General features: G+C 63.7%; 21 protein-coding genes and 1 tRNA gene. 19 read left to right on the top strand and 3 right to left on the bottom strand.

All coding sequences use genetic code 11. The features are described from left to right. Nucleotides 1–29: 29 nt before the first annotated feature. Nucleotides 30–554, top strand: coding sequence for an acyl-CoA thioesterase (locus tag VNK82_00425; protein HXE89407.1), 525 nt, complete (start codon nt 30–32; stop codon nt 552–554). 325 nt (nt 555–879) lie between these two features. Here VNK82_00425 and VNK82_00420 read toward each other — a convergent pair. Then, nucleotides 880–956 (bottom strand) — tRNA-Arg (locus tag VNK82_00420). 80 nt (nt 957–1036) lie between these two features. Between VNK82_00420 and VNK82_00415 the strand changes: the two genes are divergently transcribed. From VNK82_00415 to rho, 17 genes are all read left to right on the top strand, one after another. Beyond that, entirely contained in the window at nt 1037–1879 is an 843-nt protein-coding gene (locus VNK82_00415) for an Mrp/NBP35 family ATP-binding protein (GenBank protein HXE89406.1), read from the top strand. Nucleotides 1880–2006: 127 nt separating this feature from the next. Then, a complete protein-coding gene (gene hrcA / locus VNK82_00410; protein ID HXE89405.1) occupies nt 2007–3053 on the top strand; it encodes a heat-inducible transcriptional repressor HrcA in 1047 nt (348 codons plus the stop codon). Nucleotides 3054–3060: 7 nt separating this feature from the next. Then, a complete protein-coding gene (gene grpE / locus VNK82_00405) occupies nt 3061–3648 on the top strand; it encodes a nucleotide exchange factor GrpE (protein HXE89404.1) in 588 nt (195 codons plus the stop codon). A 17-nt stretch (nt 3649–3665) separates the two neighbouring features. Beyond that, nucleotides 3666–4784, top strand: coding sequence for a molecular chaperone DnaJ (gene dnaJ / locus VNK82_00400; protein ID HXE89403.1), 1119 nt, complete (start codon nt 3666–3668; stop codon nt 4782–4784). A 6-nt stretch (nt 4785–4790) separates the two neighbouring features. Further along, on the top strand, nt 4791–5495 hold the full coding sequence (locus VNK82_00395) for an RsmE family RNA methyltransferase (GenBank protein HXE89402.1): 705 nt from the start codon (nt 4791–4793) through the stop codon (nt 5493–5495). Nucleotides 5496–5586: 91 nt separating this feature from the next. Further along, nucleotides 5587–8505, top strand: coding sequence for an ATP-dependent DNA helicase (locus VNK82_00390; GenBank protein HXE89401.1), 2919 nt, complete (start codon nt 5587–5589; stop codon nt 8503–8505). Continuing rightward, on the top strand, nt 8505–9668 hold the full coding sequence (locus VNK82_00385; protein HXE89400.1) for a DNA recombination protein RmuC: 1164 nt from the start codon (nt 8505–8507) through the stop codon (nt 9666–9668). The genes VNK82_00390 and VNK82_00385 overlap by 1 nt, the downstream gene beginning before the upstream one ends. Nucleotides 9669–10055: 387 nt before the next feature. Then, nucleotides 10056–11243, top strand: coding sequence for an acetyl-CoA C-acetyltransferase (locus VNK82_00380; protein HXE89399.1), 1188 nt, complete (start codon nt 10056–10058; stop codon nt 11241–11243). 18 nt (nt 11244–11261) lie between these two features. After that, complete coding sequence (locus VNK82_00375) at nt 11262–12971, top strand: hypothetical protein (GenBank protein HXE89398.1); 1710 nt, start codon at nt 11262–11264, stop codon at nt 12969–12971. Nucleotides 12972–13055: 84 nt separating this feature from the next. Then, nucleotides 13056–13655, top strand: a complete 600-nt coding sequence (locus VNK82_00370; protein ID HXE89397.1) for a DinB family protein — start codon at nt 13056–13058, stop codon at nt 13653–13655. A 46-nt stretch (nt 13656–13701) separates the two neighbouring features. Beyond that, a complete protein-coding gene (locus VNK82_00365) occupies nt 13702–14571 on the top strand; it encodes a hypothetical protein (GenBank protein ID HXE89396.1) in 870 nt (289 codons plus the stop codon). Nucleotides 14572–14720: 149 nt separating this feature from the next. Further along, nucleotides 14721–16907: a fibronectin type III domain-containing protein gene (locus VNK82_00360; protein HXE89395.1), complete on the top strand. Its 2187-nt coding sequence runs from the start codon at nt 14721–14723 to the stop codon at nt 16905–16907. A 179-nt stretch (nt 16908–17086) separates the two neighbouring features. After that, nucleotides 17087–18631, top strand: coding sequence for a YifB family Mg chelatase-like AAA ATPase (locus VNK82_00355; protein HXE89394.1), 1545 nt, complete (start codon nt 17087–17089; stop codon nt 18629–18631). A gap of 254 nt (nt 18632–18885) precedes the next feature. Next, nucleotides 18886–20154, top strand: coding sequence for an MFS transporter (locus VNK82_00350; protein ID HXE89393.1), 1269 nt, complete (start codon nt 18886–18888; stop codon nt 20152–20154). After that, the gene (locus VNK82_00345; GenBank protein HXE89392.1) at nt 20151–20975 is read left to right on the top strand and encodes an arginine deiminase-related protein; all 825 of its coding nucleotides are present in this window, start codon (nt 20151–20153) and stop codon (nt 20973–20975) included. The genes VNK82_00350 and VNK82_00345 overlap by 4 nt, the downstream gene beginning before the upstream one ends. Before the next feature lie 281 nt (nt 20976–21256). Then, nucleotides 21257–21475, top strand: a complete 219-nt coding sequence (locus tag VNK82_00340; protein HXE89391.1) for a hypothetical protein — start codon at nt 21257–21259, stop codon at nt 21473–21475. Between the two features lie 89 nt (nt 21476–21564). After that, on the top strand, nt 21565–22815 hold the full coding sequence (gene rho / locus VNK82_00335) for a transcription termination factor Rho (protein ID HXE89390.1): 1251 nt from the start codon (nt 21565–21567) through the stop codon (nt 22813–22815). Between the two features lie 7 nt (nt 22816–22822). Here rho and VNK82_00330 read toward each other — a convergent pair whose 3' ends face one another. After that, on the bottom strand, nt 22823–24151 hold the full coding sequence (locus VNK82_00330) for a UDP-glucose/GDP-mannose dehydrogenase family protein (GenBank protein ID HXE89389.1): 1329 nt from the start codon (nt 24149–24151) through the stop codon (nt 22823–22825). Nucleotides 24152–24269: 118 nt separating this feature from the next. Continuing rightward, nucleotides 24270–24920 carry a hypothetical protein gene (locus VNK82_00325; protein ID HXE89388.1) on the bottom strand — a complete coding sequence of 217 codons (651 nt, stop codon included), beginning with the start codon at nt 24918–24920 and terminating at the stop codon, nt 24270–24272. A 469-nt stretch (nt 24921–25389) separates the two neighbouring features. On the opposite strand from VNK82_00325, the gene VNK82_00320 reads away from it, so the two are divergent. Beyond that, on the top strand, nt 25390–25671 hold a 282-nt coding region (locus VNK82_00320), incomplete at its 3' end, for a sigma 54-interacting transcriptional regulator (protein ID HXE89387.1).

Raw genomic sequence — 25671 nt, 5'->3', positions numbered from 1 at the left:
CTGAGAACTGAGAACGAGAACTGAGAACTATGAATAGCTCGCGTGACCTCGCTCCCCGCCCGGTGAAAGACTCGCAGTCTGAAATGGCCGAAGTGGTGCTGCCCAACGACACCAACCCGCTCGGCAATCTGCTGGGCGGCCGGCTCATGCACCTGATCGACATGGCCGGGGCCATGGCCGCGCATCGCCACTCGCGCAGCTACGTGGTCACCGCGTCCATGGATCACCTGGACTTTCTCGCACCCGTACACGTGGGCGATCTGTTGATCCTGCGCTCCTCGGTGAACCGCGCCTTCCGGACTTCGATGGAAGTAGGCGTGAAGTGCTGGGTGGAGAGCTACCTGAACAACACCACGCGCCACGTCAGTTCTGCTTATTTGACGTTTGTGGCCGTGGACGCGAACGGCAATCGCCAGGCGGTGCCCCCGGTTGTCCCGGAAACCGACGATCAAGAGCGCCGCTATGCGGACGCCGAGCGCCGTCGCGCTACGCGCCTGGCGGAAAGCGCCCGCCGCCGCGCCGCGCAGAAATCCGAAGCCGGGTCCCGGCCGTAATGTCGGCAGGGGCCGGGCGGGTGTGACTTGCGTCACAGCGCCGCGTCCTGCCATGCCGTAGATTCGCATTCTGTAGCGGCGTCAAGTGGCTTGGGGCCAGGCGCCGGATACATGGGAGGCCATTCTCGTGGAGCACTTTACCGTCCTGCTCGCGCTTGCCATACCCTCGGTAGCGCTACCCTTCGCACTTCAGGACTTCATCCGCTACCTGCGCGCCCGCAAGTAAGCAGCCTCCCTAGGCGTGCGGGGAGTTCCTGCGTCTCCCACCTCACGAGTTTCAGAGCTGGAGTTGAGGGCTGAAAGCTGAGGCTGACGGCTGCCTTGATGGTAGGCGCGGCTGGGATCGAACCAGCAACCCCCGGCTTAGAAGGCCGGTGCTCTATCCAATTGAGCTACGCGCCCAGGTGCTGAATCTGTCTCCAATCTACACCAGCGTATAATCGGGTTTTAAGTCTTTCGTTCGTTTCCTTCAGGAGAGTCGCTTGGCCGCACACGCACCGCAGGGAATGCCTCCGGCGCCCCAGCCACTGCCCGGGGTGCAGAACGTTATTGCCATCGGGTCGGGAAAGGGCGGGGTGGGGAAGACGACCATCGCCGTCAACCTGGCCATTGCGCTCGCCAGGATGGGTCATCGTGTTGGCCTGCTGGACGCCGATGTCTACGGTCCCAACGTCCCACTGATGTTGGGCACCAATCAGGCGCCGCGTGTGCTGGAGAACAACCGCATCGAGCCGTTGGAGCAGTTCGGGCTGAAAGTGATCTCGGTGGGGTTCCTGAACCCGGGCGATCGTCCGCTCATCTGGCGCGGGCCCATGCTGCACAAGATCATCGGGCAGTTCGTGCAGCAGGTAGCGTGGGGCGAACTGGACTACCTGGTGATTGATCTGCCGCCGGGGACGGGGGACGTCGCACTCTCGCTCGTGCAGACCGTCCCGCTCACCGGCGCGGTCGTCGTCTCCACGCCGTCGGATGTGTCCCTGCAGGATGCGCGCAAGGCCATCGAGATGTTCCGCCAGGTCAAGGTCGAGGTGCTGGGCATGGTTGAGAACATGAGCCACTTCGTCTGCCCGCACTGCAACCACGAAATCGACATCTTTTCGCGCGGCGGCGCGGAGCGCACCGCCCGCCAATTCGGCGTGCCCTTCCTAGGCGCCATCGAGCTCGATCCTGACATCCGTAAAGGCGGTGATTCCGGCGCTCCCGTGGCGCTCGAGGGCGAAACCTCCCCGCACGCTCGCTCCATATATGGCTTTGCCAGGACCGTGGTGCATCGTCTCGGCGAGCTGGCCGCTCGGCCTGCGGACAGCTTCCTGGAGATTCGCTAAAGGGCGGGGATTGGCACTCTCTTGCAGCGAGTGCTAGCCTTGACTAAAATTGGTATGTTGAGAACCTTGCTTTTGCAACTTAAGTCAATGGTTTTCAGATAGTTAGCAGAAGGCAGGGCCGTTGTTCATGCCGCAGCCGGAGCCAATCGGTCGCAGGGAGCGTGAGATACTCACCGCGCTGGTGCGGACCTATATCACCAGCGGTGAGCCGGTAGGATCGCGCACGCTCTCCCGCAGCAACCAGGAGGGCTTGAGCGCGGCCACCATCCGTAACGTGATGGCGGACCTCACCGAGGCTGGGTACCTGGAGCAGCCGCATACTTCCGCCGGGCGCGTGCCGACGGCGGCCGCCTATCGCTACTACGTGGAGCAGATCAGCGGACAAACCAACCTGGCGCCGGGGGACGAAGAGCTCATTCGCGACTCATTCCAGGGGGTCAGCGACATACAAGAGTTTTTGGAGCGCACCTCGCACGTGCTGTCGCTGATTTCCTCTAACGTTGGCGTGGCGGTGGCGGGAGGAGCGCGCAACGCGCTGCAGCACATTTACTTTTCCCGACTTGCGCCCCAGAAAATCCTGGCCGTGGTGGTGATGCGCTCCGGACTGGTGCGTGACCGCGTGCTGCGTTTGCCCCATGACATTCCGCAGGCGGATCTCGACGCCGCGGCGCGCTACCTGAACGAGAACTTTGCGGGCTGGACGATCGAGGACATGCACCAGGAGATGTCGCGCCGCATCGAGCGTGAGCGCAGCGAGTACGATCGCCTGATGCAGTCCCTGGCGGAGTTGCAGAAGCAGGGAGCGTTGTCACCGGTGGAAGTGGCCCCGGCCCAGGTGTACATCGAGGGGGCGGCCAACCTGGTGGTCAACGAGGAGGACCGCGACCGCTTGCGCCGGCTGCTGCAGACCCTGGAAGAAAAGCAGAAGGTCGCCGACCTGCTGAGTGCCTATCTGGACGCGCGGCAGGAGGCGGTGCGCGTGGTCATCGGCCTGGAAGAAGCCTTGCCCGATATGCGCAATTTCGTGCTCATCGGCGCCCCGGCGCGGGTCGGGCAAGATGTGATGGGATCGCTGGCGGTGATCGGTCCGACGCGCATCGATTACCAGCACACGATCACTGCCGTCAGTTATATTGCGAAGTTGTTTGACAAGCTGCTGAACGAGGAGAAGTAGAAAGACGATGCCGAAAGCCAACGGGAAGCCGGAAGTCGAGCCGCGCGAGCTGGACGTGGAACACGAACTCCCACCCGCGGAAGAAGACGGCTTCGTTGAGAAACCCCAGCAATCGGAAGCGGCGCCCGCCGCGCCTCCGGTAGAGCAGGAACTGGCCCGCATCACCGCGGAGCGAGACGCCCTGCTCGACCGCCTGGCGCGGCAGCAGGCGGAATTCGAGAACGCCCGCAAGCGGGCCCTGCGCGAGCAGGGAGAGCACCGCGAGTACGCCGTGGCGGACGCCGTGCGCTCGCTGCTGCCGGTGCTGGACAGCCTGGAACGCGCCCTGAACACGGCAGCCGGTCCGGAGGATCTGCGCAGCGGCGTGGAGCTGATCCGCCGCCAGTTCGAAGACACGCTGGTCAAGCTCGGCCTGCGCGCCGTTCCGGCCGTGGGCGAGCCGTTCGATCCCCGGCTGCATCAAGCGGTGGAGATGGTGGATCGCGAGGACGTGCCCGACCACCAGGTGATTGAAGAACTGCAGCGTGGCTACAAGCTCAAGGACCGCCTGTTGCGTCCCGCCATGGTGCGCGTGGCGCGCAATCCCAAGAAGTAAGACAGTGATACTGAGGAATGGCAACGGCTACCAACGCCAAACGCGACTACTATGAGGTGCTGGGCGTCGAGCGCGGCGCCAGCGAGCAGGAGATCAAGAGCGCCTACCGCCGCCTCGCCATGCAGTACCATCCCGACCGCAATCCCGGCAATGCGGAGGCGGAGGAAAAGTTCAAGGAAGCGTCGGAAGCCTACAGCGTGCTTTCCGACCAGGAAAAACGCGCCCAGTACGACCGTTTCGGACACGCCGGCGTGGGCGGCGTCGATTTTTCAGCCGGTTTCCCGGATTTTGCCGACATCTTCAGCGACCTGTTCGGCTTCGGCGATATCTTCGGCACCGGCGGCCGCCGCCGCACGCGAGCGGAACGAGGTCCGGACCTGCGCGAGGACCTTACACTCACCTTTGAAGAAGCGGCCTTCGGCATCACGCGGCAGATCAAGATCCACCGTCGTGAGTCCTGTGAAACCTGCCATGGCCAGGGGAGCGAGCCCGGCCATGCTCCTGCGATGTGTTCCACCTGCCACGGGCGTGGCCAGGTGCAATATCAGCAGGGGTTCTTTGCCGTAGCCCGCACCTGCCCCACGTGTGCGGGCGTGGGGCGCGTGGTCACGCATCCCTGCCGCAAGTGCCAAGGTTCAGGGAAAGTGGTCCGTGAGCGCACGCTGGAGGTGAAGGTGCCGGCCGGAGTCGAAGACGGCACGCGGATCCGCTATGCCGGGCAGGGCGAAGCGGGCTCAAAGGGCGGCCCGCCAGGCGACCTGTACGTCGTGCTGCGAGTGAAGGAACATCCCTTCTTCGAGCGCGACGGCCAGAACCTGCACTGCGTGGTGCCCGTCTCCTTCAGCCAGGCGGCGCTAGGCGCGGAACTGAGAATCCCAACCCTCGACGGCGAGTACAAGCTGAAGGTTCCCGATGGAACCCAAACCGGCACGACCTTCCGCGTCCGCGGCAAGGGCTTGCCGGAAGTCAACGGACACGGCCGCGGCGACCTCTACGTCCACGTGCGGGTCCAGACGCCCAGCAAGCTGACGCGGCGTCAACGCGAGCTACTGGAAGAGCTGGAGTCGACCTGGCGCGTCGACAACCGCCCCGAGAGCCGCAGCTTTCTGAAGAAGATGCGCGACATCTTCGAATAGGCCGCCATGACCCGGCGCCGCTGGATCGCCGACGAGGTGGCCGGTTCGCGCGCCGCCCTGACCGGCGCCCGTGCGCGCCACCTGGCACGAGTGCTGCGCGCGCGTGTGGGCCAGGAGTTCGACGTGGTCGCCGGAGAGCGCGTGCATCGTGCGCGGGTCACCAGGGTCAGCGAAGACCGGGTGGAGTTCGACCTGGGCGAAGAACTGCCGCAAGTGGCCACGACGGGTGTCACTGTCCTGCTGGCGGTCTTCAAGTTCGACCGCATGGAGTGGGCCATCGAGAAGCTCACCGAACTGGGTGCGGCTCGCGTCGTTCCTGTGATCGCGCAGCGGACAGACGCACACCTCGCGCGCGCGGCGGTGAAGCGGGCGGAGCGCTGGAGGCGGATTGCACGACAGGCGGCACAGCAGTCACGCCGGACGTCCGCTCCCGAAGTGGAGGAGCCTCTCCCACTGCCTGACGCTCTGGCCGAGCGTTCAGGCTGCCGCATCGTCCTGGCCGAGACGGAGCACGGCCAGACACTGAAGGAAGCTCTCCGAGGGACGGATGCAGTCACGCTGGCAGTAGGTCCCGAAGGCGGCTGGACCGAAGCTGAGTTGCGCCGGTTCAGCGATGCCGGCTGGACCGCAGCTTCGCTGGGCGCCCGTATCTTGCGCGCCGAGACCGCAGCGATCGCCGCATTGGCCGTGGTGCAGGCAGAACTCGGCTGAACCACCGGGCGCGCGACTGCACCATTTCCGGGTAGTTGCCGCACGGATTACGCTCCCGCATAATTGCGGTCAGGCGTTCCCGCGAACCTTTGTGGAAGTCTCCCTGAACCAGAAGCAGCGCGAAGCGGTCGAGCACACGCACGGGCCCCTGCTGGTCCTTGCGGGTGCAGGGACGGGCAAGACCACGGTGCTGGTGGAGCGCGTGGTGCGCCTGATTGCGGAGGGACATGCCCGCGCGGAAGAGATCCTGGCCGTCACCTTCACGGTAAATGCCGCCAGCGAGTTGCAGGAGCGGGTGCAGAAGCGCCTGGGAGCGGCGAAGGCGCGCGGCCTGAGGGCGGATACGTTCCATGCCGTCGGCAACAGCGTGTTGCGCGGCCGCGGGAAGGGTTTCCGGTTGCTCTTCCGGGAGGACCTGTGGGTGTTCCTGCGACGGCGCCTGCGGGAGCTTCCGCTCGAGCGGTTCCTGCGCGCCGCGCGCCCCGGTGAGTTCCTCGATCACCTGATCACTTTTTTCGACCGCTGTCTGGAAGATCGCGTCGATGCCGCCGCCTATGAAGGCTATGTGGCGCGGCTGCGGACGGGGGAATTGCCGCTGCCGCGCATCGCCATGCCGCGCGACGCCGACCGGATCAGCGACGAAGAAGTGCTGGCGCGTTGTGAGGAGATCGCCCGCGTTTACCGCAAGGTGGAAGAGATGCTGGCGGCGGAGAATCTCGGCCTGTTTGGTCACATGGTGTCGCGAGCGGTCGAACTCCTGGAGAAGGAACCGCGGCTGCTGGCCGAAGAACGCCAGAAGGCACGGTTCATCCTGATCGACGAATTCCAGGACACCAACGTGGCCCAAATCGAGTTGGCCCAGCTCCTGGGCGGCGAGCAGAAGAACGTCTGCGCGGTGGGCGATCCGGACCAGGCCATCTACCGGTTTCGGGGAGCTTCGAGCGCAGCCTTCGAGGAGTTTCTGCGCCGCTTCCCGGGTGCGCGCGTGCTGCCGCTGGAGGAGAACCAGCGTTCCACCCAGACCATCCTGGACTGCGCCTTCGCCGCCATCCAGCGGAACCCGGCGCCGTTGCGCGCTTCGGGCGCGACGCTGGAGTTCATCCGCGAACCTCTGCGATCGGCGCGGGAAGGGCGCGCGCGCATGGCCGCGGAAACATGGAGGGAAGCGCCGGTCGAGATCGTGCTGTCCCCCAGCCCGCAGCACGAGGCCCACGAGGTGGTCCGCACCATTGCCGAGCGGAAGCGCAAGCTGAACTGCCGCTGGCGCGACTTTGCCGTGCTCTACCGCATCGTGTCGCACCGCAATGCACTGGTCGCCGAGTTCGAAGCCCAGCAAGTGCCGGTTGCGGTGGAGGGAGTGGATGTGCTGGACACCAGTGAGGTCCGTGACCTGCTGGCCATTTTGCGCGCGGCTGAAATCCCGCAGGATTCCGTCAGCCTGCTGCGAGTGGCGGCCCTGCCGCACTTCGGCCTCGAGGGTCCCCGCGTGCGCAAGGAACTGGCGGCCGCCAAGAAGCCTGACTTGCAGGCAATCCTGAAAGCGCAGCCGGGCGGTGCGGAGATTCTGGCCGCATTGGATGATGTACGGCGCAAGGCTGCGAGCGGAACACCGCTGCCGGAACTGATCGACTTCGCGCTGAAACGGTTTCATCTGGCGACGGACGCGGAACCGGTGCGCGCATTCCGGGATTTCGTCCAGCAGTGGACTGAGAAGCCCATCACCGGGGCGGGAACGCTGGCAGAGTTCCTGGAGTACCTTGGCTACTTCGTCGAGGCCGGCGGCAAGGTCACAACCACCCTGGGTGACGGAGGCGACGCTGTGCGCCTGATGACGGTGCATCTGGCCAAGGGGCTGGAGTTCGATCACGTGTACGTGATTCGCGTGACATCGAATTCCTTCCCCGTCGGCTATCGCGCACCGCTGTTCGAGTTTCCGCGTGAGTTGTCGCGCGCCCACGCCCCCGTTCCTCTGGAAGGAAAAGAACTTCACCACGAGGAGGAACTGCGCATTTTCTACGTGGCCGCCACACGGGCGAAGAATTCGCTGGTTCTCTTCGGGCCGCAGATGGGCGGAGGCAAGAAAGTGCCGGCGCAATATCTAAGGCGGCTACATGAAGACCGATCCATACGGCACCGGCTGCAGTTGCGCCACGCGCGGGAGATGCAGGTGGACCTGTTCGGCCAGGCCGCGGCCGCATCGGCCATCGAGCCGTGGATCGAGCTGCCGCCCAGGATGCCGCTAGCCGAGGCCGCGCTCAGCGCATCCGCAATCGAGACCTACCGGCGTTGCCCGCTGCGATTCAAGATCGAGCGTGACTGGAACCTTCCGGGCGAGCCCGCCCCCGCCATGGAATACGGCGCAGCCGTGCATACTGTGCTCAAGGACTTTTACAACTCGGTTCGAAGCGGAATGCCTCCGGTGCGCGAGTGGGTGCTCGATCGTTTCCGCGAGGAACTGGGAAAGGCGAAACTCGAGGACGCGCTGCAACGCGAGCTGTATGAGAGGCAAGGGGTCGAGCAGCTGACGCGGTTCTTCGATCAGGCCGCTGTCCAGCCGCTTCCGGATGTGCTCGACACCGAGCGGACGTTTCACATCGAACTCGACGGCGTGGCCGTGACCGGGCGCGTAGACCGCGTGGACCGCATCACCGGACGCCGGATCCGCATCGTGGACTACAAGACCGGCTCGCCGCGCTCGCAGGAAGACGCCGATGACAGCCTGCAGCTCTCGATCTATGCCCTGGCCGCGGCGCGCGCCTGGGAACTGGAGCCGGAGGAGATCGTCTTCTACAACCTGGAAACCAATGCCGGTGTGGTGACCTCCCGCGATGCGGATGCCTTGGAAGCCGCGGTCGAGGAGATTCACGAAGCGGCGGAGGGCATCGCGGCAGGGAACTTTCGCGCCAAGCCGGGCTTTCACTGCAAGTGGTGTCCGTATCGTGCCGTGTGTCCGGCCACCGAAGAGCGCCTGTTCCGCGCCGAGGCGGTCGCTTCCGCGGGGGTACAGTGATGCTCGAGGCTGCCCTTGTCGTCCTCACCGTCGCTGTGGTCGTGTTGCTGATGCTGCTGGTGCGCCGCGCCCCCAGGGCCGCCGACCCGGAGATCGCGCAGTTGCGCCAGGAACTGAATGTGCTGCGTGAAACCACGGATCGCAGCCTGCACAATTTCGGCACACAGCTTTCTTCGGTGGGCGCGAGCGTGAACACGGTGCTCTCGACCGTCGCAGGAGAAGTGGGGAACCGCCTGGACGCGCTCAACCAGAACCTGGCCCAGCGGCTGCATGAGAACGTGGGCGTCATGTCGGCCACTTCCAAGGCCGTGAACGACCGGATGGCCAGCGTGCAGTCCGCCTTTGCCGGTTTGCAGCGGCAGATCGGGGAGATGAGCGAGCAGGCGCGGAATCTCTCCGAAATGTCGCGTTCACTCACCGACCTGCAGCGGGCACTCTCTGCGCCCCGCTTGCGCGGCGGGTTCGGGGAAGTGCAACTGGAAGCGCTGCTCTCCCAGGTCTTCGCCCGTGACCAGTTCCAGATGCAGTACGGCTTCGCGTCCGGCGACATCGCCGACGCAGTGCTCAAGTTCCCGCAGGGCGTGGTGGCCATCGACTCCAAGTTCCCGCTGGAGAACTTCCGCCGTATGGCGGAGGGAGCGACCGACACCGAGAAGAAGGCGGCGCGCAAGGAGTTCCTGCGCGACGTGCGCCGCCGCATCGACGAGATCGCAGGCAAGTACGTGCGCCCGGACGAAGGCACGCTGCCATTCGCGCTGGCCTTCATCCCGGCGGAGAACGTGTACTACGAGGCCATCATCCGCGACGAGGACGGCAACGACCTGCATGAGTACTGCGTGGAGCGGCGCGTGTTCCCGGTCTCGCCCAACTCGCTCTATGCCTACCTGCAGACCATCGTCATCGGACTGAAAGGGCTGCAGATCAGCCGGCGCGCAGAGTCCATCCTGCGGCAGATCGATACGCTGCGCGTGGAGGTGGGAAAGTTCAGTGACGGCTACGCCACGCTGGGCAAGCACCTGAAGAACGCCGCCGACCGCTTCGACGAGGGCTCACGGCAACTGGAGCGGCTGGAGACGCGGGTGGAGTCGCTGGCCGGCAATGGCGCGGGGCAGATGCTGCTGGAACTGGAGGCCTCGGCGGACGAGCCGCGCGACAAATCCTGAAGTCTGTTGCGCAAAAAGTCAGGGGACGCCTCGCGGCGTCCCCTTGTCGTTCCGAAGAAACTCGTTAGTGTTTCTTCTTCTTGGCTTTCTTCTTGGTTGCCATTTGGACTCTATTCTCCCTTTTCTCTCTTGCGAGATTCGCAACGCTCTTCCGTTGCACTGTTTGAATGTATAGGGTCAACGCGAAGTGATGTCAAGAAAAAAAAGGAGCCACGAAGCGGCGCGAAGGCGGACGGGAGCGCTTGTGTCCGGCTCGAGCGCCGGCGGGCGAGCCGGAGCTTGCCGAAGTAGATGCAGTCGAGCGTCGGGACGACGGGGTTTTGCATCGTCGCGCGCGGAGGCGCGTCTATAATTGAAGATGGGGCGCCAGCCTTCGGAGAGTGTCGTATGCCGTCCTTAGACGAAGTGGTCATCATCTCGGCCTGCCGCACGGCGGTGGGGAAATTCCAGGGGTCTTTGGCGGACCTCAGCGCGCCGCAACTGGGCGCGATCGTGGTGCGCGAAGCGGTTTCACGCGCGAAGCTCGATCCGCAGCAGGTCGACGAGTGCATCATGGGCAACGTACTTTCCGCCGGACTGGGTCAGAATCCGGCGCGTCAGGCCGCGCTCGGCGGCGGTTTGCCCAAGGAAGTGGCGGCGATGACCATCAACAAAGTCTGCGGCTCGGGACTGAAATCGGTCGCGCTGGCGGCCCAGGCCATCCAGACAGGGAACAGCGAGGTCGTGGTGGCCGGCGGCATGGAATCCATGACCAACGCGCCGTACCTGCTCCCGCAGGCGCGCAAGGGATACCGGCTGGGCAACGCGCAGATCATCGACTCCATGGTTCACGACGGGCTCTGGGACGTGTACAACAACTACCACATGGGCCAGACCGCCGAGAACGTCGCCGAAAAATACAAAATCACCCGCCAGGAGCAGGATGAGTTCGCCGTGCACTCGCATCGCAAGGCGCTGTCTGCCACCAAGGAGTGCCGCTTCCAGGCGCAGATCGTCCCGGTGGAGATTCCCGCCAGGAAAGGCGAAGTCGTGCGCTTCGACAAGGATGAATGTCCGCGCGAAGACACGTCGCTCGAGGCGCTGGCCAAGCTGAAGCCGGCGTTCAAGAAGGACGGCACCGTGACGGCGGGCAACGCGCCGGGCGTGAACGACGGCGCTGCAGCCCTGGTGGTGACCAGCGCGCGTCGCGCGAAGGAACTGGGCGTGGAACCGATGGCGCGCATCGTGGCGCAGGCTACCAGCGGCGTCGATCCCGCCTGGGTGATGATGGCTCCGGTCGAAGGCGTGCGCCGGCTGTGGAAGAAGACCGGATGGAAACCGGATGATCCCGATCTCTACGAGCTGAACGAAGCCTTTTCGGTGCAGGCGCTGGCGGTCATCCGTGAACTGGGACTGAATCCTGAGAAAGTGAACGTGAACGGCGGCGCCGTGGCAATCGGGCATCCGATCGGGGCCAGCGGCGCGCGCATCCTGGTGACGCTGTTGTATGAGATGATTCGCCGCAACGCGCACAAGGGTGTGGCTGCATTGTGCCTGGGAGGCGGGAATTCGGTGGCGTTAGCCGTGGAGCGCTGAAGCGCCGACCCATCCTCGATGCCCAGCGACTCGCTGCGCCGGCTGCTGGACCAGTTGGAGGCAGCCAAGTCCCGTTTCGGTATGGGCCAGGCTGCGAAAGTGGAGCGGCTGCTCGCGGCGCTGGGACGTAAGCGTTTCCCCGACCCTGAAACGCTGGTTCGCTTCCATGATTCCCTCCTGTTCCTGCGCGCTTACCCTCCTAGCCCCGCCGTGCTGCGCCGGACGGAAGGCCTGCTGAACGATTTCTGGCGGAGAGTGCAGGTTCTTAGGTCAGCGGGCGCCGATCTTTCTCTTTTCCAGGATGAGAAGTTTTCCGGAGTTGCCGGCACGTGGCTGGAGGACACGCTCAACTTCGACGTCGTTCGTTGGCTCGCTCGCCGGTTTCCGGGACGGGTAACGATCCAGTGGGATCAGCATGAGCAGGAGCAACGGCTGGCAGCTACGTGGCCCCGCTTTGTTCCGTTGCTGGAAGAGGATTCGTTCGTCGAAGCGGATGTGCCCTACCGGACCTGGCTGCGTGCTGCGCGCGGCCGCGAGCCGGAATTGGCATGGTTGCTCGAACGATTTGACCGGCTGGCGCTCAGCGGAGAAGAGAAGTCCGAACTCTACGACGCGCTCGAGCTGCCGGTGCGGTGGGAACTGGGCAACCTGCGAGCCTCGCGCACACGCAACTGGCGGAGACCGGCGCGCGTCTTCTACCACCGTGAACCGCTGATTCGTCGCCGCGATGTTTCGCTTGCCCGCGAACTGGCCTCCCCGCCAATACCCGTGCGCAGGCTTTCACGTCGCCGCGGAGAGGAAGTGCAGCACCTGATCCGCGAGGTCATGGCCGTGCGCTACCGGCAACTCTACGGCACGACGCTCGGCGACGCTTCGCGGGTCTTCCAGGCAGACATCGGCCGGGGCGCGCAGATTTTTCTCTGGGGCCTTCCGCCCGAGCGGCGGCTTCCCCTGCGCGGCTACCTGGCCGGCTTCACGCTGAAGAACGGCGTTCCCGTCAATTACATCGAGGCCATCGGTTTGTTCGAATGGGCGGAGATCGGCTTCAATACCTTCTACGCTTACCGCGACGGCGAGTCCGCCTGGCTCTACGCGCGGACCTTGCGCCTGCTCTGCCAGCTGCTGGGGTTACGCTGCCTCTCGGTGTATCCCTACCAGTTGGGTGCCGGTAACGAGGAAGCCATCGAGTCGGGCGCGTTCTGGTTTTACTGGAAGCTGGGGTTTCGTCCTGGGCGTCCGGACCTTCGGGCGCTGGCGGAGCGCGAAGCCCGCAAGATCCTCGCCCAGCCCGGCTACCGCAGCCCGGCCCGGACGCTGCGCCGGCTGGCCCAGGGCCACGTTTTCTATGACTTGCCGGGAGCGGAGCCCGGAGCCTGGCGCCGCTTCCAGATGCGCCGCCTGGGATTCGCGGTGAATCGCCGCATGGCCCGCGACTTCGACGGTGACGGCGCCACCATGCGTCGCCAACTGACGGCGCTCGTCGCTCGCTGGCTTGGCGTTCGGCTGGACCGCTGGCGGGATTGGGAGCGCCGAGCGTTCGAGAATTTCGCGCTGGTTCTGGCACTGGTTCCGGACGTAGGACGCTGGTCGCAGGAGGCTAAGCGCGAGATGGTGCGTATCGTTCAGGCCAAGGTGGCCGGTGACGAGCGGCGGTACATGCGCCTGCTTCAGCGCCATGCCAGACTGCGCCAGGCGATTCTGCGGCTGGGGAGCGGGCTGGCAGCTTGAGGGAAGGCTGGCGCGGTGAGGGAACCATGTTCGATGCCGAAACGTACCGACGGTAAGATCACTGCTGGTGGGTGAGGTGCGCCGATGCTTCCAGTCTCACGCCGTTCGCTGATGCGGTCGTCCGCGATCGCTGCCCTGGCTCTGTGCGTGCCCGAGGTATGGCCGCAGGGTTCCCGGGTCCTCCGCGACACGCAGCAACCGATTGGACCAGCCGGCGCCGGTGTGGTCACCGACTTCCTGGATGAAATCCGGCTGTCGCACGCTTACACGGTAGAGTGCGCGCAGGCCATGGCGGAGCCGCGTTACAGCCTTCGTCCCACGCCCGACATGCGGACTTTCGGACAGCAACTGGTGCACATCGCCGAATCCGTGCAGGCCATCTACGAGATGTTCATCGAGGAAAAGGCGAAGCCCGCACAGGTCTTCAGCGAAGCGGGCCAGGAATCTGTGCCATCCAAGATCCTGGTGGTCGCCAAGCTGCATGAGAACTTCGGATACGTCGAGCGGGCGGCGCTGCGGCTGGACGGCGGAACGCTGGAGGACTCCGTGCCCATGTTCGGCGGCCGCCCTATGACCAAACGCCGCGTGCTCCGCTACCTGCTGGACCACGCGACGCATCACCGCGGCCAGATTATTGTGTACATGCGCCTGGCCGGCGCCCGGCCGCCACAGTACCGGGCGTGATGCCGCGCGGCGCACTCGGGCCCTATATACTGAAAGCTTGCGGCATTTGTCCCCTCAAGAACTGCCAGCACGGCAGTACACCACGACACGCCTGCGTTCCTCCGCACGTCTTCTGCGGGCGGGCCTGCTGACCGTCCTGCTGTTCCCACCAGGCGCCACAGCCGTTGAGCTGAAGCAGGAAACGGTACGGGCTTTTGACCGCTACGTGCGCCTGACCGAGGCCAGGATCGCCGGCGAGGTTGCCTCCGACAAGACCTTCCTCTGGATCGACACTCTGCCAGCCGAACGCAAGAAGCCGGCGTACCAGCAAGTCCGTCAGGGGCAGATGATCATCGAGCGGATGAAGACTCTGGATGGCGGCCAAGAGATCGATGTCCCGGGCGGCATCATCCATCACTGGCTGGGCATGGTGTTCATTCCCGGCGTCAGCCTGCAACAGACCCTGGCGCTGGTCCAGGACTACGATCATCACGATCGCTACTACAAGCCGGACGTGATCGCCTCCAAGCTCCGCGCGCGCAACGGCAACGACTTCAAAGTCTTTCTCCGCTTCTACAAGAAGAAGCTGATCACCGTGGTGATGGACACCGAGCACGACGTGCACTACTTCCCGCTGGATGAGAGACGTGTGCATACCCGCTCCTATGCAACACGAATTGCCGAGGTGGCGGATTTCGGCGAGCCCGGCGAACACGAGAAGCCGGTGGACGATGGCGGAGGCTTCCTGTGGCGGCTGAACTCCTACTGGCGGTTCGAGGAGCGCGACGGCGGCGTGTATGTGCAGTGCGAGGCTATTTCGCTGACCCGTGACATTCCGGTGCTCGTCAGCTGGCTGGTCAAACCCTTCGTTACCAGCGTCCCCCGCGAACTGCTTCAGAACACGCTGGCTAATACCCGCGCCGCCCTGGTCCATTGAGGGGCAGCCCCTGTACCTGCCATCGTCCTTCCGGACAATGCCCAGCCCCGTCCAACCGCCCCATTGACAGTACCGCTGGATAAAGTCAGACTTCGTGCACACCCTCCGCCAGTAGCATCCTCCCCATGGCGCACATACAGGAGGTTCTAATGAATCGCCGTGCTACGGCTGCAATCTTCACGTCCATTCTTCTAGTTTCGGGGGTTGCGGCCCTGGGGCAACAGCCGATTGCCCCGGGCCGGATCAAGGTGTACCTTGCATCGCCCAACGTCTCGCCGCCGTTGCGGCACCTGCCGCCCCTTTCGGACAAGCGTGTGCCGCGGGAGATGCCCATCCGGTTCCCTCATCCTGCGGCTCCGGGCACACCTGCACCTGACCCTGCTTTGCAGGACACGGCCGGACCCGCGGTCGCCACGTCCACCGGTTTCGGTTTCGATGGGATTGGGGTGGGATTGGGGACGTACTCGCCCAGCTCTGCACCTCCGGATACCAACGGCGACGTCGGCGCCACGCAGTACGTGCAATGGGTGAACACGTCGTTCGCCATCTTCGACAAGGCGACGGGTGCGCTGCTGTACGGTCCAGCCGCCGGCAACACGCTGTTTGCCGGCGTCGGCGGGCCCTGCCAGAACGATAACGATGGCGACCCTATCGTGCAGTACGACCAGCTCGCCAACCGCTGGGTCCTGACGCAGCTTGCCGGAGTGGATTCAGGCCCTCCTTATTACCAGTGCGTCGCGGTGTCCATGACTTCGGATGCCACGGGCTCCTACTGGCGCTACGTTTGGGCGATTGACGACCTGAATGACTATCCGAAGCTGAGCGTCTGGCCGAACGCCTACTACCTGACGTTCAACCGGTTCCTGTTCGGCATCCTGTTCTCGGGCGCCAGTGCCTGCGCTCTGGAGCGCAGCGACATGCTCATCGGGCAGCCGGCCTGGATGATCTGCTACAACCTCAGTTCTTCCTACGCCAGCCTGCTTCCCGGCGATCTCGACGGAAACAACCTGCCGCCACCCGGGGCGCCGGGATTGTTCTTCAACCTGGGGACCAATTCCGTGAACCTTTGGCGGATGCAGCCTGACTTCGTCACTCCGGACAACACCACGCTGACCGGCCCGATCAACATCCCGGTGGCGGCATTCACCCGTGCCTGCGCGCAATCGTGCGTTCCACAGCCCAATACCAGCCAGAGGCTCGACGCCCTCGGCGACCGTCCCATGTACCGCCTGGCTTATCGCAACTTCGGCGACCATGAATCGCTGGTGGTAAATCACTCCATCGTGGCGGGAAGCAGCATCGGGGTACGCTGGTACGAGATCCGAAATCCCTTCGGAAGCCCGGTTGTGTTCCAGCAGGGAACCTTCGCGCCGGACAACGAGTACCGCTGGATGGGGAGCATCGCCATGGACGCGGCGGGCAACATCGCGGTGGGTTACAGCGTTTCGAGCGGTGTTACGCGGCCGAGCATCCGTTACACCGGACGCGTGGCTTCCGACCCGCTGGGGACGATGCAGGGCGAGACCGCCATCATCGACGGCACGGGCTCGCAGCTTCCCAGCTTGAATCGCTGGGGCGACTACAGCAGCATGACGGTGGATGCGGCCGACGACTGCACGTTCTGGTACACCACCGAGTATCTGAAAAACGACGGCACCTTCAACTGGAGCACTCGCATCGCTTCCTTCAGCTTCCCGGGTTGTGCCGCGCCACCGGCCTCCCCGCCGAACGCTCCGTCTGGTCTCCTGGCCGCCGGCACGTCCAGCAGTCAGATCGACCTGGCCTGGACGGACAACTCGGACAATGAGGACGGCTTCCGCGTCGAACGCTGCACGGGCACGGCTGCCTTCTGCGATGCCAGTCCCGGCAACTTCAGCCAGATCGTCCAACTGCCGGCGAACTCCAACGCCTACAGCGACACCGGCTTGAGCGCCTCCACCACCTTCGCCTATCGCGTGCGCGCGTTCAACGGCGCCGGAGACTCGGGTTACTCGAACACGGCGGAGGCCAGCACGCAAGCGCCTCCTCCACCGCCCAGTCCACCCGCGGCACCGAGTGGACTCTCTGCCGTGGCCGGCAGTTCGGGTAACAGCCGCTTCGTGAATCTGAGCTGGACGGACAACTCCAACAATGAGGACAACTTCACCCTCGAGCGCTGCCAGGTCAACAAGAACGGAGTGTGCAACTTCACCGTGATTGCTACCTTGGCAGTGAACTCCACGGCCTACACGGATAACGGCGTTTCGCGGCGCAAGGCCTACCGCTATCGGATCAAGGCCCGCAACAGCGTCGGCGATTCGGCCTACTCCAATACCGCTCAGGTGACAACGCCGTAACTGGTAGCATTCCGACGACGCGGCCAGCCCAAGTGGCCGGCCGCACGGCGTTACGAGCGGCCAGGTCGAGTCCGGGCGCGAACTTAAGAGCAGGCAGCGGGCTTTGCTCCGGTCGCGTCTCGGGCTATACTCCGCATTCTGCTGTACGGGCCCCTTGCGGCGCATTCCGCGCCGGATACATGCTTTTCAAGACTCTCAGCGCCGCCGTGTACGGCATCGACGCTTCGATCATCGAAGTCGAGGTCGACGTTTCCGGCATCAAGCTGGGTGAAGACCACTTCACCACCGTCGGCTTGCCTGACGCCGCCGTGCGCGAGAGCCGCGAGCGTATCCGCGCTGCTCTGAAGAACTGTGGATACGACATCCCGCCCACGCACATCACCGTCAACCTGGCGCCGGCGGATATCCGGAAAGAAGGCTCCGGTTTCGATCTGCCCATGGCGCTGGGCATCCTGGGCTGCTACGGTGCCTTGCTTCGTAAGGAGCTTCCGGAATGGGTGCTGGTGGGGGAACTTTCCCTCGACGGAGGTGTGCGCGGCGTGCGCGGCGCACTGCCCATCGCCGTGGCGGCGCGCGCCAAGGGCATCGGCAACCTGGTCGTCCCGGAGGTCAACGCACGCGAAGCGGCGGTGGTCTCGGGCGTCCAGGTGTATCCCGTGCGTTCGCTCATGGACGTGGTGGGCCTGCTCAATTCCGGCAACGGTTCACCGCTGCGCGTCGACCCCGAAACGCTCCTCAACCAGGCAGGCCGGCACGCCGTAGATTTCCGCGATGTGCGCGGACAACAGACCGCGAAGCGGGCGCTCGAGGTAGCCTGCGCCGGCGGGCACAACATCCTGATGATCGGCCCGCCGGGGTCGGGCAAGACCATGCTGGCCAAGCGCGTGCCGACCATCCTCCCGCCGCTCACCTTCGAAGAGGCGCTTGAGACCACCAAGATCCACAGTGTTGCCGGCGTGCTGGAGCCGGGCGCCGGGTTGGTGGCGACGCGGCCCTTTCGCGCGCCGCACCACACGATCTCGGACGCCGGATTGATCGGTGGCGGCATGATCCCGCGGCCCGGCGAAGTGTCCCTCGCCCATCACGGAGTACTCTTCCTGGACGAACTGCCCGAGTTCCCGCGCAACGTGCTGGAAGTGATGCGACAGCCGCTGGAGGACGGCACGGTCTCCATCGCGCGCGCGGCCATGTCGCTCACGTTCCCGGCGCGCTTCATGCTGGCCGCCGCCATGAATCCGTGCCCGTGCGGTTACTTCAACGACCGCACCCGCGAGTGCCACTGCACACCGGCCATGATCCAGCGCTATGTGTCGAAGATTTCCGGGCCGCTGCTCGACCGCATCGATATTCACATCGACGTGCCCGCGGTGAATTACAAGGAGTTGCGTGGCGGTGCGGCGCCGGAGGGCTCCGATGAGATCCGCCGCCGCGTGGAACGCGCGCGCGAAGTGCAGATCAACCGCTTCGCTGCCGCCGGCGAGCGCATCTTCTCCAACGCGCAGATGGCTCCCAAGCAGATCCGCACCTACTGCGATCTTTCTACCGACAGCGAGCGCATGCTGGAGCGCGCCATCGAGCAGCAGGGCCTGAGCGCGCGTGCGCACGACCGCATCCTCAAGGTCGCGCGCACCGTCGCCGACCTGGAGGGCGCGCCACACATCCTGCCCAAGCACATCGCCGAGGCCATCCAGTACCGCACGCTCGACCGCACGTTCTGGGCGTAGGCGTGTCGAGTGCGGAACTTGCCTCCGCGCCGGTCCTGTGACCGCGTCCTGGTCGCCCGCCTTGCGTTTCTCCACCGTCTGCTCGAGTTCGGCGTAGGTGGCGGTGCGCCCGTGCGCGCTGAGACGCAAGGCGCTCAGGACGAACCGGCCTGCAAAGAGGCCCGAATGTATGAATGCTGTCGCAGACGGCAGACTGCAGGGCGCTGGGAGTAGGGAAGGCGGTCCTTGGGGTGGGAGGAAAGCGGTCAGGTAGAATGTCGCCGGTGGCCTACAGTTCGCAACAAGTACGCGTGCTGCTGGTTCTCACGCTGCTGAATTTCGTCAACTACATCGACCGCCAGGTCGTGTTCCCGCTGTTTGGACCCATCAAGGAAGAGTTTCTGCTCAGCGACCAGCAACTGGGACTGCTGGGCACGGTGTTCACGCTGGTGCATGCTCCCCTCAACGTGCTGCTGGGATACGCCGCCGACCGAGCTTCGCGTCCGCGCATCATGACGGTGGGAGTGCTGTTCTGGAGCGCAGCCACGTTCCTGAGCGGCCTGGCCGGATCGTTTCGGTCCTTGCTCGTCGCGCGAGCCCTGGTGGGTGTGGGTGAGGCTGCCTACGGGCCTGCCGGTACCGCCATGCTCACGGGGGCTTTCCCGAAAGACTTGCGTGCCCGCGTGCAGGGTTTCTTCAACGTGGGCATGTTCATCGGCGGGGCGGCCGGGCTCGCCGTGGGAGGATTGATTGCCGACCGCCTGGGCTGGCGCCCGGCGTTCTTCCTGGTCGGCCTGCCGGGATTCGTGCTGGCCGCGTTCCTGTATCGTTTGCCGGATGTTCCGCGACCGCCGCGCGTGCACGCGGTGCCCTTTCGGCATCTGTTACGTGTGCCCGCCTACCTCACCATGCTGGTCAGCGGCTGGTTCGTCACCTTTGCCGCCCAGGCCTACGTCACCTGGGGCACGGAATTCGTAGTCCGCTACCAGGGATTCACCCTGAGCCAGGCGGGCGTGAGCCTGGGCGCCATCGTGGTGGGTGCCGGAATACTCGGCGTGATGACCGGCGCATGGCTCGCCGATCTCTTTGCTCGCGTCTGGCCCTGGGGACGCGTGGCCGTGGTGCTGGCCGGATTCCTGCTGGCGTCGCCGCTGGTGCTGGGTGCGCTGCACACCACAGACAAAGCGACGTTCCTCGCGCTCTTCTTCGTGGGCACGTTCTTCATGAGCTGGTATCACGGACCGGTAATCGCCATCATCCATGACCTGGTACCGGAGCGCGCTCATGCGACTGCCGTCGGTGTGACGTACTTTCTTGTAAACTTTTCCGCCCCCGCCCTCGCACCGTGGCTGGTGGGCGGGATCGCCGATCGTTACGGACTGCTGGCGGGAATGCATGCTGCTCTGGGCGCGCAGCTCGTCGGCGGCCTCCTCTATCTGCTGGTGATTTATTTCATCCGGCGCGATGGGCTGAAGCATCCAGTGCTGGCCGCCTATCACGCTCCGACGATCCCGGCGGTCCCATCGACAGGCAACAACCCATGAATCGCGTATTGTTTTGTCCACCGACTTATTTCGACGTTCTGGAAGTGAAAAATCCGTTCATGCAGAACGCGGCCCCGGTGGACAAGAACTTGGCGATGCGTCAGTGGGAAGAGGTACGCAGAGCGTTTTCTCGGGTCGGCTTCACGCTTGAGACCATCGAGCCCGTACCCGGCCTTGAGGATATGGTTTTCTCCAACAACCCGGTCTTCGTCGGCGTTCACGCGGACGTCGGCCCGTTTGTGGTGCCCAGTCGCATGCGACACCCCTCGCGCCAACCCGAGGTGTCGCATTACGTCGCCTGGTTCCGCGCCCGCGGGTACCGTGTCGTTGAACTGGACTACGGCGAGGAATACCTCGAGGGCCACGGCGATCTCCTTTGGGACGCGAACTTCACCCACGTCTGGGCCGGCCACGGCTTTCGCTCCACCCGCGGCGGTGTGCAGAAGTTCACAGCAGTCATGGACGAGATGGGCATCGAGGTCGTACCCCTCGAACTCGCCGACCCCCGCTTCTACCATCTCGACACCTGCCTGGCTCCGCTGGCGCCGGGCGCAGTCCTTATTTATCCCGGGGCTTTCACAGACACGGCATTGCGGGCGATTCGGCGTAAGTCCTTGCGGATCTACGAGGTCAACCTGGACGAGGCACTGCGCTTTGTTTGTAATGGAGTATCGGCAAACCGGTCCTTTATTACTCCACAGTTAACTCCCAGCCTCAAGTTCGCCCTGCTGAACGAGCGTCTGGAGCCGTTGTGCGTTGCCACATCCGAGTTCGAGAAGTCGGGCGGGAGCGTGTGCTGCCTAAAACTATTTTTAGAATGAATAACTTACAGGCCGCAGAAAAAGCTTGACCCAGCCTCGGTATGGCCCTACTCTAGTGCCCTAAGCTCTGGTTCCCCAACAGCTTTTCCAAAATCCAGGGAGGGGAGCCAAGATGTTCCTCCAAACAGCAACTTTTGGCGAGGTTCTCCCATCTAACTGGGCGACAGCAGATTATCGACACCCCAGCGGGGAATGTTTGACGAAAGTCAGGCCCTCCGCTCAAGGTTCACCAAGACAAGCTGTTCGGAAGCATCAGGAGTTGAGAGGAGGTTTTACTTATCATGCGTTCTGATCTGGTGTACGACGCGCTGCGCACAGTGAATAACCGCTATGTGCTGTGCCAGCTGGCGTCGAAGGCCACCCGTCGGTTCCATCGTCCTGCCACGCGTGTGCAGGAGACCATGAATGAAGTGCTGGGCCGCCTGGCCGATGCGCCTGCCGCCGAGCGGGTGATGGCCTGGCCGGAGAACCATCCCGGAGCGGAGCGTCGCGCGGCGTAACCCGCCGCGCGCCCCCCTTTTTTCTGCTTTTCGTTCGGCTTCCCATTTTCCACTCTTCCTTCCTGAAAACCTGAACTTCGCAGGGGATCATGACCATCGCAGAACTGAAAGAAAAAAACATCCAGGAACTCACCCAGATTGCGCGTGGGCTTGAGCTGCCCGGCGCCGGAGGCCTGCGCAAGCAGGACCTGATTTTCAAGATTCTGCAGGCACAGAGCGAGAAAGAAGGTCACATTTTCGCCGAGGGCGTGCTGGAGATCCTGCCGGACGGCTACGGCTTCCTGCGCTCGCCTGATTACAACTACCTGCCGGGCCCGGACGACATCTACGTCTCGCCTTCGCAGATCCGCAAGTTCGACCTGCGTACCGGCGACACCATCAGCGGGCAAGTGCGCCCGCCGCACGAGGGTGAAAAGTACTTCGCCCTGGTGAAGATCGAAGCGGTGAACTTCGAGTCACCCGAGGAAGCCCGCAACAAGGTCCTGTTCGACAACCTGACCCCTCTCTATCCGGAAGAGCGCGTGAAGCTGGAGACCACGAAAGACAACATCTGTGCCCGCGTGATGGACCTGCTCACGCCCATCGGCAAGGGCCAGCGGGGGCTCATTGTTTCCCCGCCGCGCGCCGGCAAGACCATGCTGCTGCAGAACATCGCCAACTCCATCACGACCAATCACCCCGAGGTTGTGCTGATCGTGCTGCTCATTGATGAGCGCCCCGAGGAAGTCACCGACATGCAACGTTCGGTCAAGGGCGAAGTCATATCGTCCACGTTCGACGAGCCTGCTGCTCGCCACGTGCAGGTGGCAGAAATGGTGATTGAGAAGGCCAAGCGCCTGGTCGAGCACCGGAAGGACGTGGTCATTCTGCTCGACTCCATCACCCGCCTGGCGCGGGCCTACAACACCGTGGTACCGCCGTCGGGGAAGATCCTGTCGGGCGGAGTGGATTCGAACGCCCTTCAGCGCCCCAAGCGCTTCTTCGGCTCCGCCCGCAACATCGAAGAGGGCGGCTCACTGACCATCGTGGCCACGGCCCTGGTCGACACCGGCTCGCGCATGGACGACGTGATCTTCGAGGAGTTCAAAGGCACGGGCAACATGGAGATCATCCTGGAGCGCAAACTGGTGGACAAGCGCGTCTTCCCGGCCATCGACATCCAGCGCTCCGGCACGCGCAAGGAAGAATTGCTCATCCCCAAGGATGATTTGGCTCGCATCTGGGTGCTGCGCAAGGTGCTGAACCCGCTCTCGCCGGTCGAGGCCATGGAGCTGCTCATCGACAAGCTGGGCAAGACCAAGGCCAACAGCGAGTTCCTCGGCAACATGGCTTCGCTGTAGAACGAAGCTAGCCGGCAGCGCATTCGGTTCGCCGCGGTGCGCGCCCGCGCCCCATGTAATCGAAGCCTGCAGCCACGGCTTCGTCCGGATCGTAAACATTGCGTGCGTCTAAAAGCACGCCGCCCTTCATCGGCCGGCGGAGCTCTTTGAGGTCGAGACTCCGAAATTCATTCCATTCCGTCAAAATGGCGGCCGCGTCGGCTCCGGAACATGCGACGAACGGGCTGTCATGAAAACTCAGAGAAGCATGGGTCAGGTTGCGGGCTGCCTCCTGGTTCGCCTGCGGGTCGTGCGCACGTACCGTCGCCCCGGCTTCGAGCAGCCGCCTCACAAACTCCAGGGCCGGCGACTCACGCACATCATCCGTGAACGGCTTGTAGGAAAGACCGAGCACCGCCACCGTCTTCCCGCGGAGCGCTCCCAGCTTCCTTTCCAGCCGCGCCACAAGCTGCGGCACGATGGCGCGGTTGCTCTGTGGGATCGATTCCGCCAGGGGCAGCGAGCAGCCCAACCCGCGGGCCATTTCCGCCAGTGTCCGCGTGTCCTTGGGCAGGCAAGAACCGCCGAAGCCCGGTCCCGGGTGCAGGAACTTCGGTCCGATGCGCTTATCCAGACCCATGGCGCGTGCGACAGCGTGCACGTCAGCCCCGGTGGCCTCGCACAGCGTGGCCATTTCGTTGATGAACGTGACTTTTGTAGCCAGGAACGCGTTGGTGGCGTACTTGATCAGCTCGGCCGTTTCGTGGTCCACGATTACGAAGGGCGTTTCCAGCAGGTACAGGTGCTGATAGATCTCACGCAGCAGGTGAATGGCCTTCTCCGACGTGCTGCCCAGGATGACGCGATCCGGCCGCATGAAGTTATCGATGGCCGCCCCTTCGCGCAGGAATTCCGGGTTGGATACCACGTCGAAGGCCGCTCGCGTCCGCGCCTGCACGTGGCTGCGCCAGCGAGCCGCCGTGCCTACCGGTACAGTGCTCTTGATGACCAGCACCTTGTAAGCATCCAGGCAGTGCGCGATTTCTTCGCCGGCCTGGAACAGCGGGCCCAGGTTGGGCTTGCCCTCGCCGCCATCCTCGGTCCCGACGGCCAGAAAGATGGCCGAGGCGCGCCTGACCGCTGACGGCAGGTCGTCGGTGTAGCTGAGTCTTCCCGCGCGTTGGTTCTTGTGGGCGAGCTCCTCCAGACCCGGCTCGTAGAAGGGCATCGTCCCCTTTTCCAGATCGGCCACCTTGGAGGTCACATTGTCCGCGCCCCATACGTGATGCCCAAAGTCCGCCAGACACGCCGCTACCACTAGGCCCACGCGCCCCATTCCGATCACGGCAAGTTCCACGAAGATCCTCTCCCGCAACGAGCAAGCGGAAGATTCTAGCAGAGCGCATCGAATGTCTTGGGCATGGTAATGCTGCTCTACGACAGCCCATCACGAGTTCAATTTCGGCCCAACGGTCTTAGTTTCCGGTCCTTTCCTTGCCGGACCACAGGACGTAGGAGACCCCAGCGGAAAAGGAATACCCAGTGCGTGTGCCGAGTTGTGGAGCGTTCGAAGGGAAGAATCGGTAAACGCCAAGATTGTATGGTGCGATCCGAATGCGCCGATGGACGTCCACCTCCAGTCGGGTCCTCACGCCTTGGAGACCGTTCGTATCGTCACTGCCCCTGAGCAGATACTGCGCGAAGATGCGTGAAGGATGCTTGCCGACCCTGAACTCTACTGCCCCGCCGATTAACGGATGCGTGGTGCCTTTTTGAAACTGCGAGGTTACCAAGTTTCCGCGCGTGACCCCGCCGCCGAAGAGCAACCGTTTCACCCGGAAGTAGGCCTCCAGGTCCCCGCCGGTCGAGTAACCGTTGCCGGTTTGAAGCTTGTTTCCAGTTCGATAGAATGCGCTGCCGCGCACATACAGCTTCTTCGCGTTCAATTCCGGTGTCACGGCGAAGGTCAACTCCGGGTTCTCGTAACCAAGATTCTGATTAAATCGAATGCCGATCTCCGTGCGAATCTGGAATGGTGCTTGGCCAAATACTGACTGTCCCTGACCGTGCAGCGCGTTAGACACCAAAATTAGAGATGCCAGCACGAATACCTTGGTGGGATCCATAAGCCCTCTCTGTAGTCGCGTCTGCTGATCGAATCCGCGAGATGGTCTTGAGGAACCTAAGCGCTGAGCGCCATGCTCACGGTGATTGTTGAAGTGAAGTGCAATCTGTGTGCCAGTGGCCGGAAAAGACCTTTGTGCTTAAACGGTTTGACGCAAGCAGGTTACGACGCTTGGTGAAGCTCCGCTTCCAAGGATTACGTGTGTGAGACCGGGGCCAAACTGACCCGACTCGGGAATACAAGCCTATTCTGGGAAAATCCTGACCCACTTCTTGCCTCGGCGACTAGGAAGTCACTTAAGCCGCGCTGGGGCACCGGCTACTCCTAAGGCATTTCGCTAAATGGTTGATGCATAAGCTACTTAGTTCTATTCTGCTGCAACTTTCCCCAGTCTTCTTCGATGTTCCGAAACCGGAACGCCTGCCCAAAATCGACAAGCCTGACTTCCCTCACGAATAAGATTTCCCAAAATGGCACGTAACGGTCGGGAGGGCGACGTCATGGTGGATAGGTGGCATTCCGAAGGCGTAGTAGGTGTCTTGGTGAGCAACTCTCCGGAGATGAACAAGGTCTATGGCATCATCTCCAAGGTCGCTTCCAGCAGCGTTCCAGTTTTGATCCAGGGCGAGAGCGGCACGGGCAAGGAACTGGTGGCCCGCTCCATCCATTTTTCCGGCTCCTACCGCGACAAGCCCTTCATCCCGGTGGACTGCGGGGCGCTGGTGCCCACGCTCATCGAAAGCGAGCTCTTC

The sequence above is a fragment of the Terriglobales bacterium genome, assembly GCA_035573675.1.
GTDB lineage: Bacteria > Acidobacteriota > Terriglobia > Terriglobales > Acidobacteriaceae > DATMAB01.
Note: the sequence above shows the minus strand (reverse complement) of the source record. Positions and strands in the feature narration are given on the sequence as shown.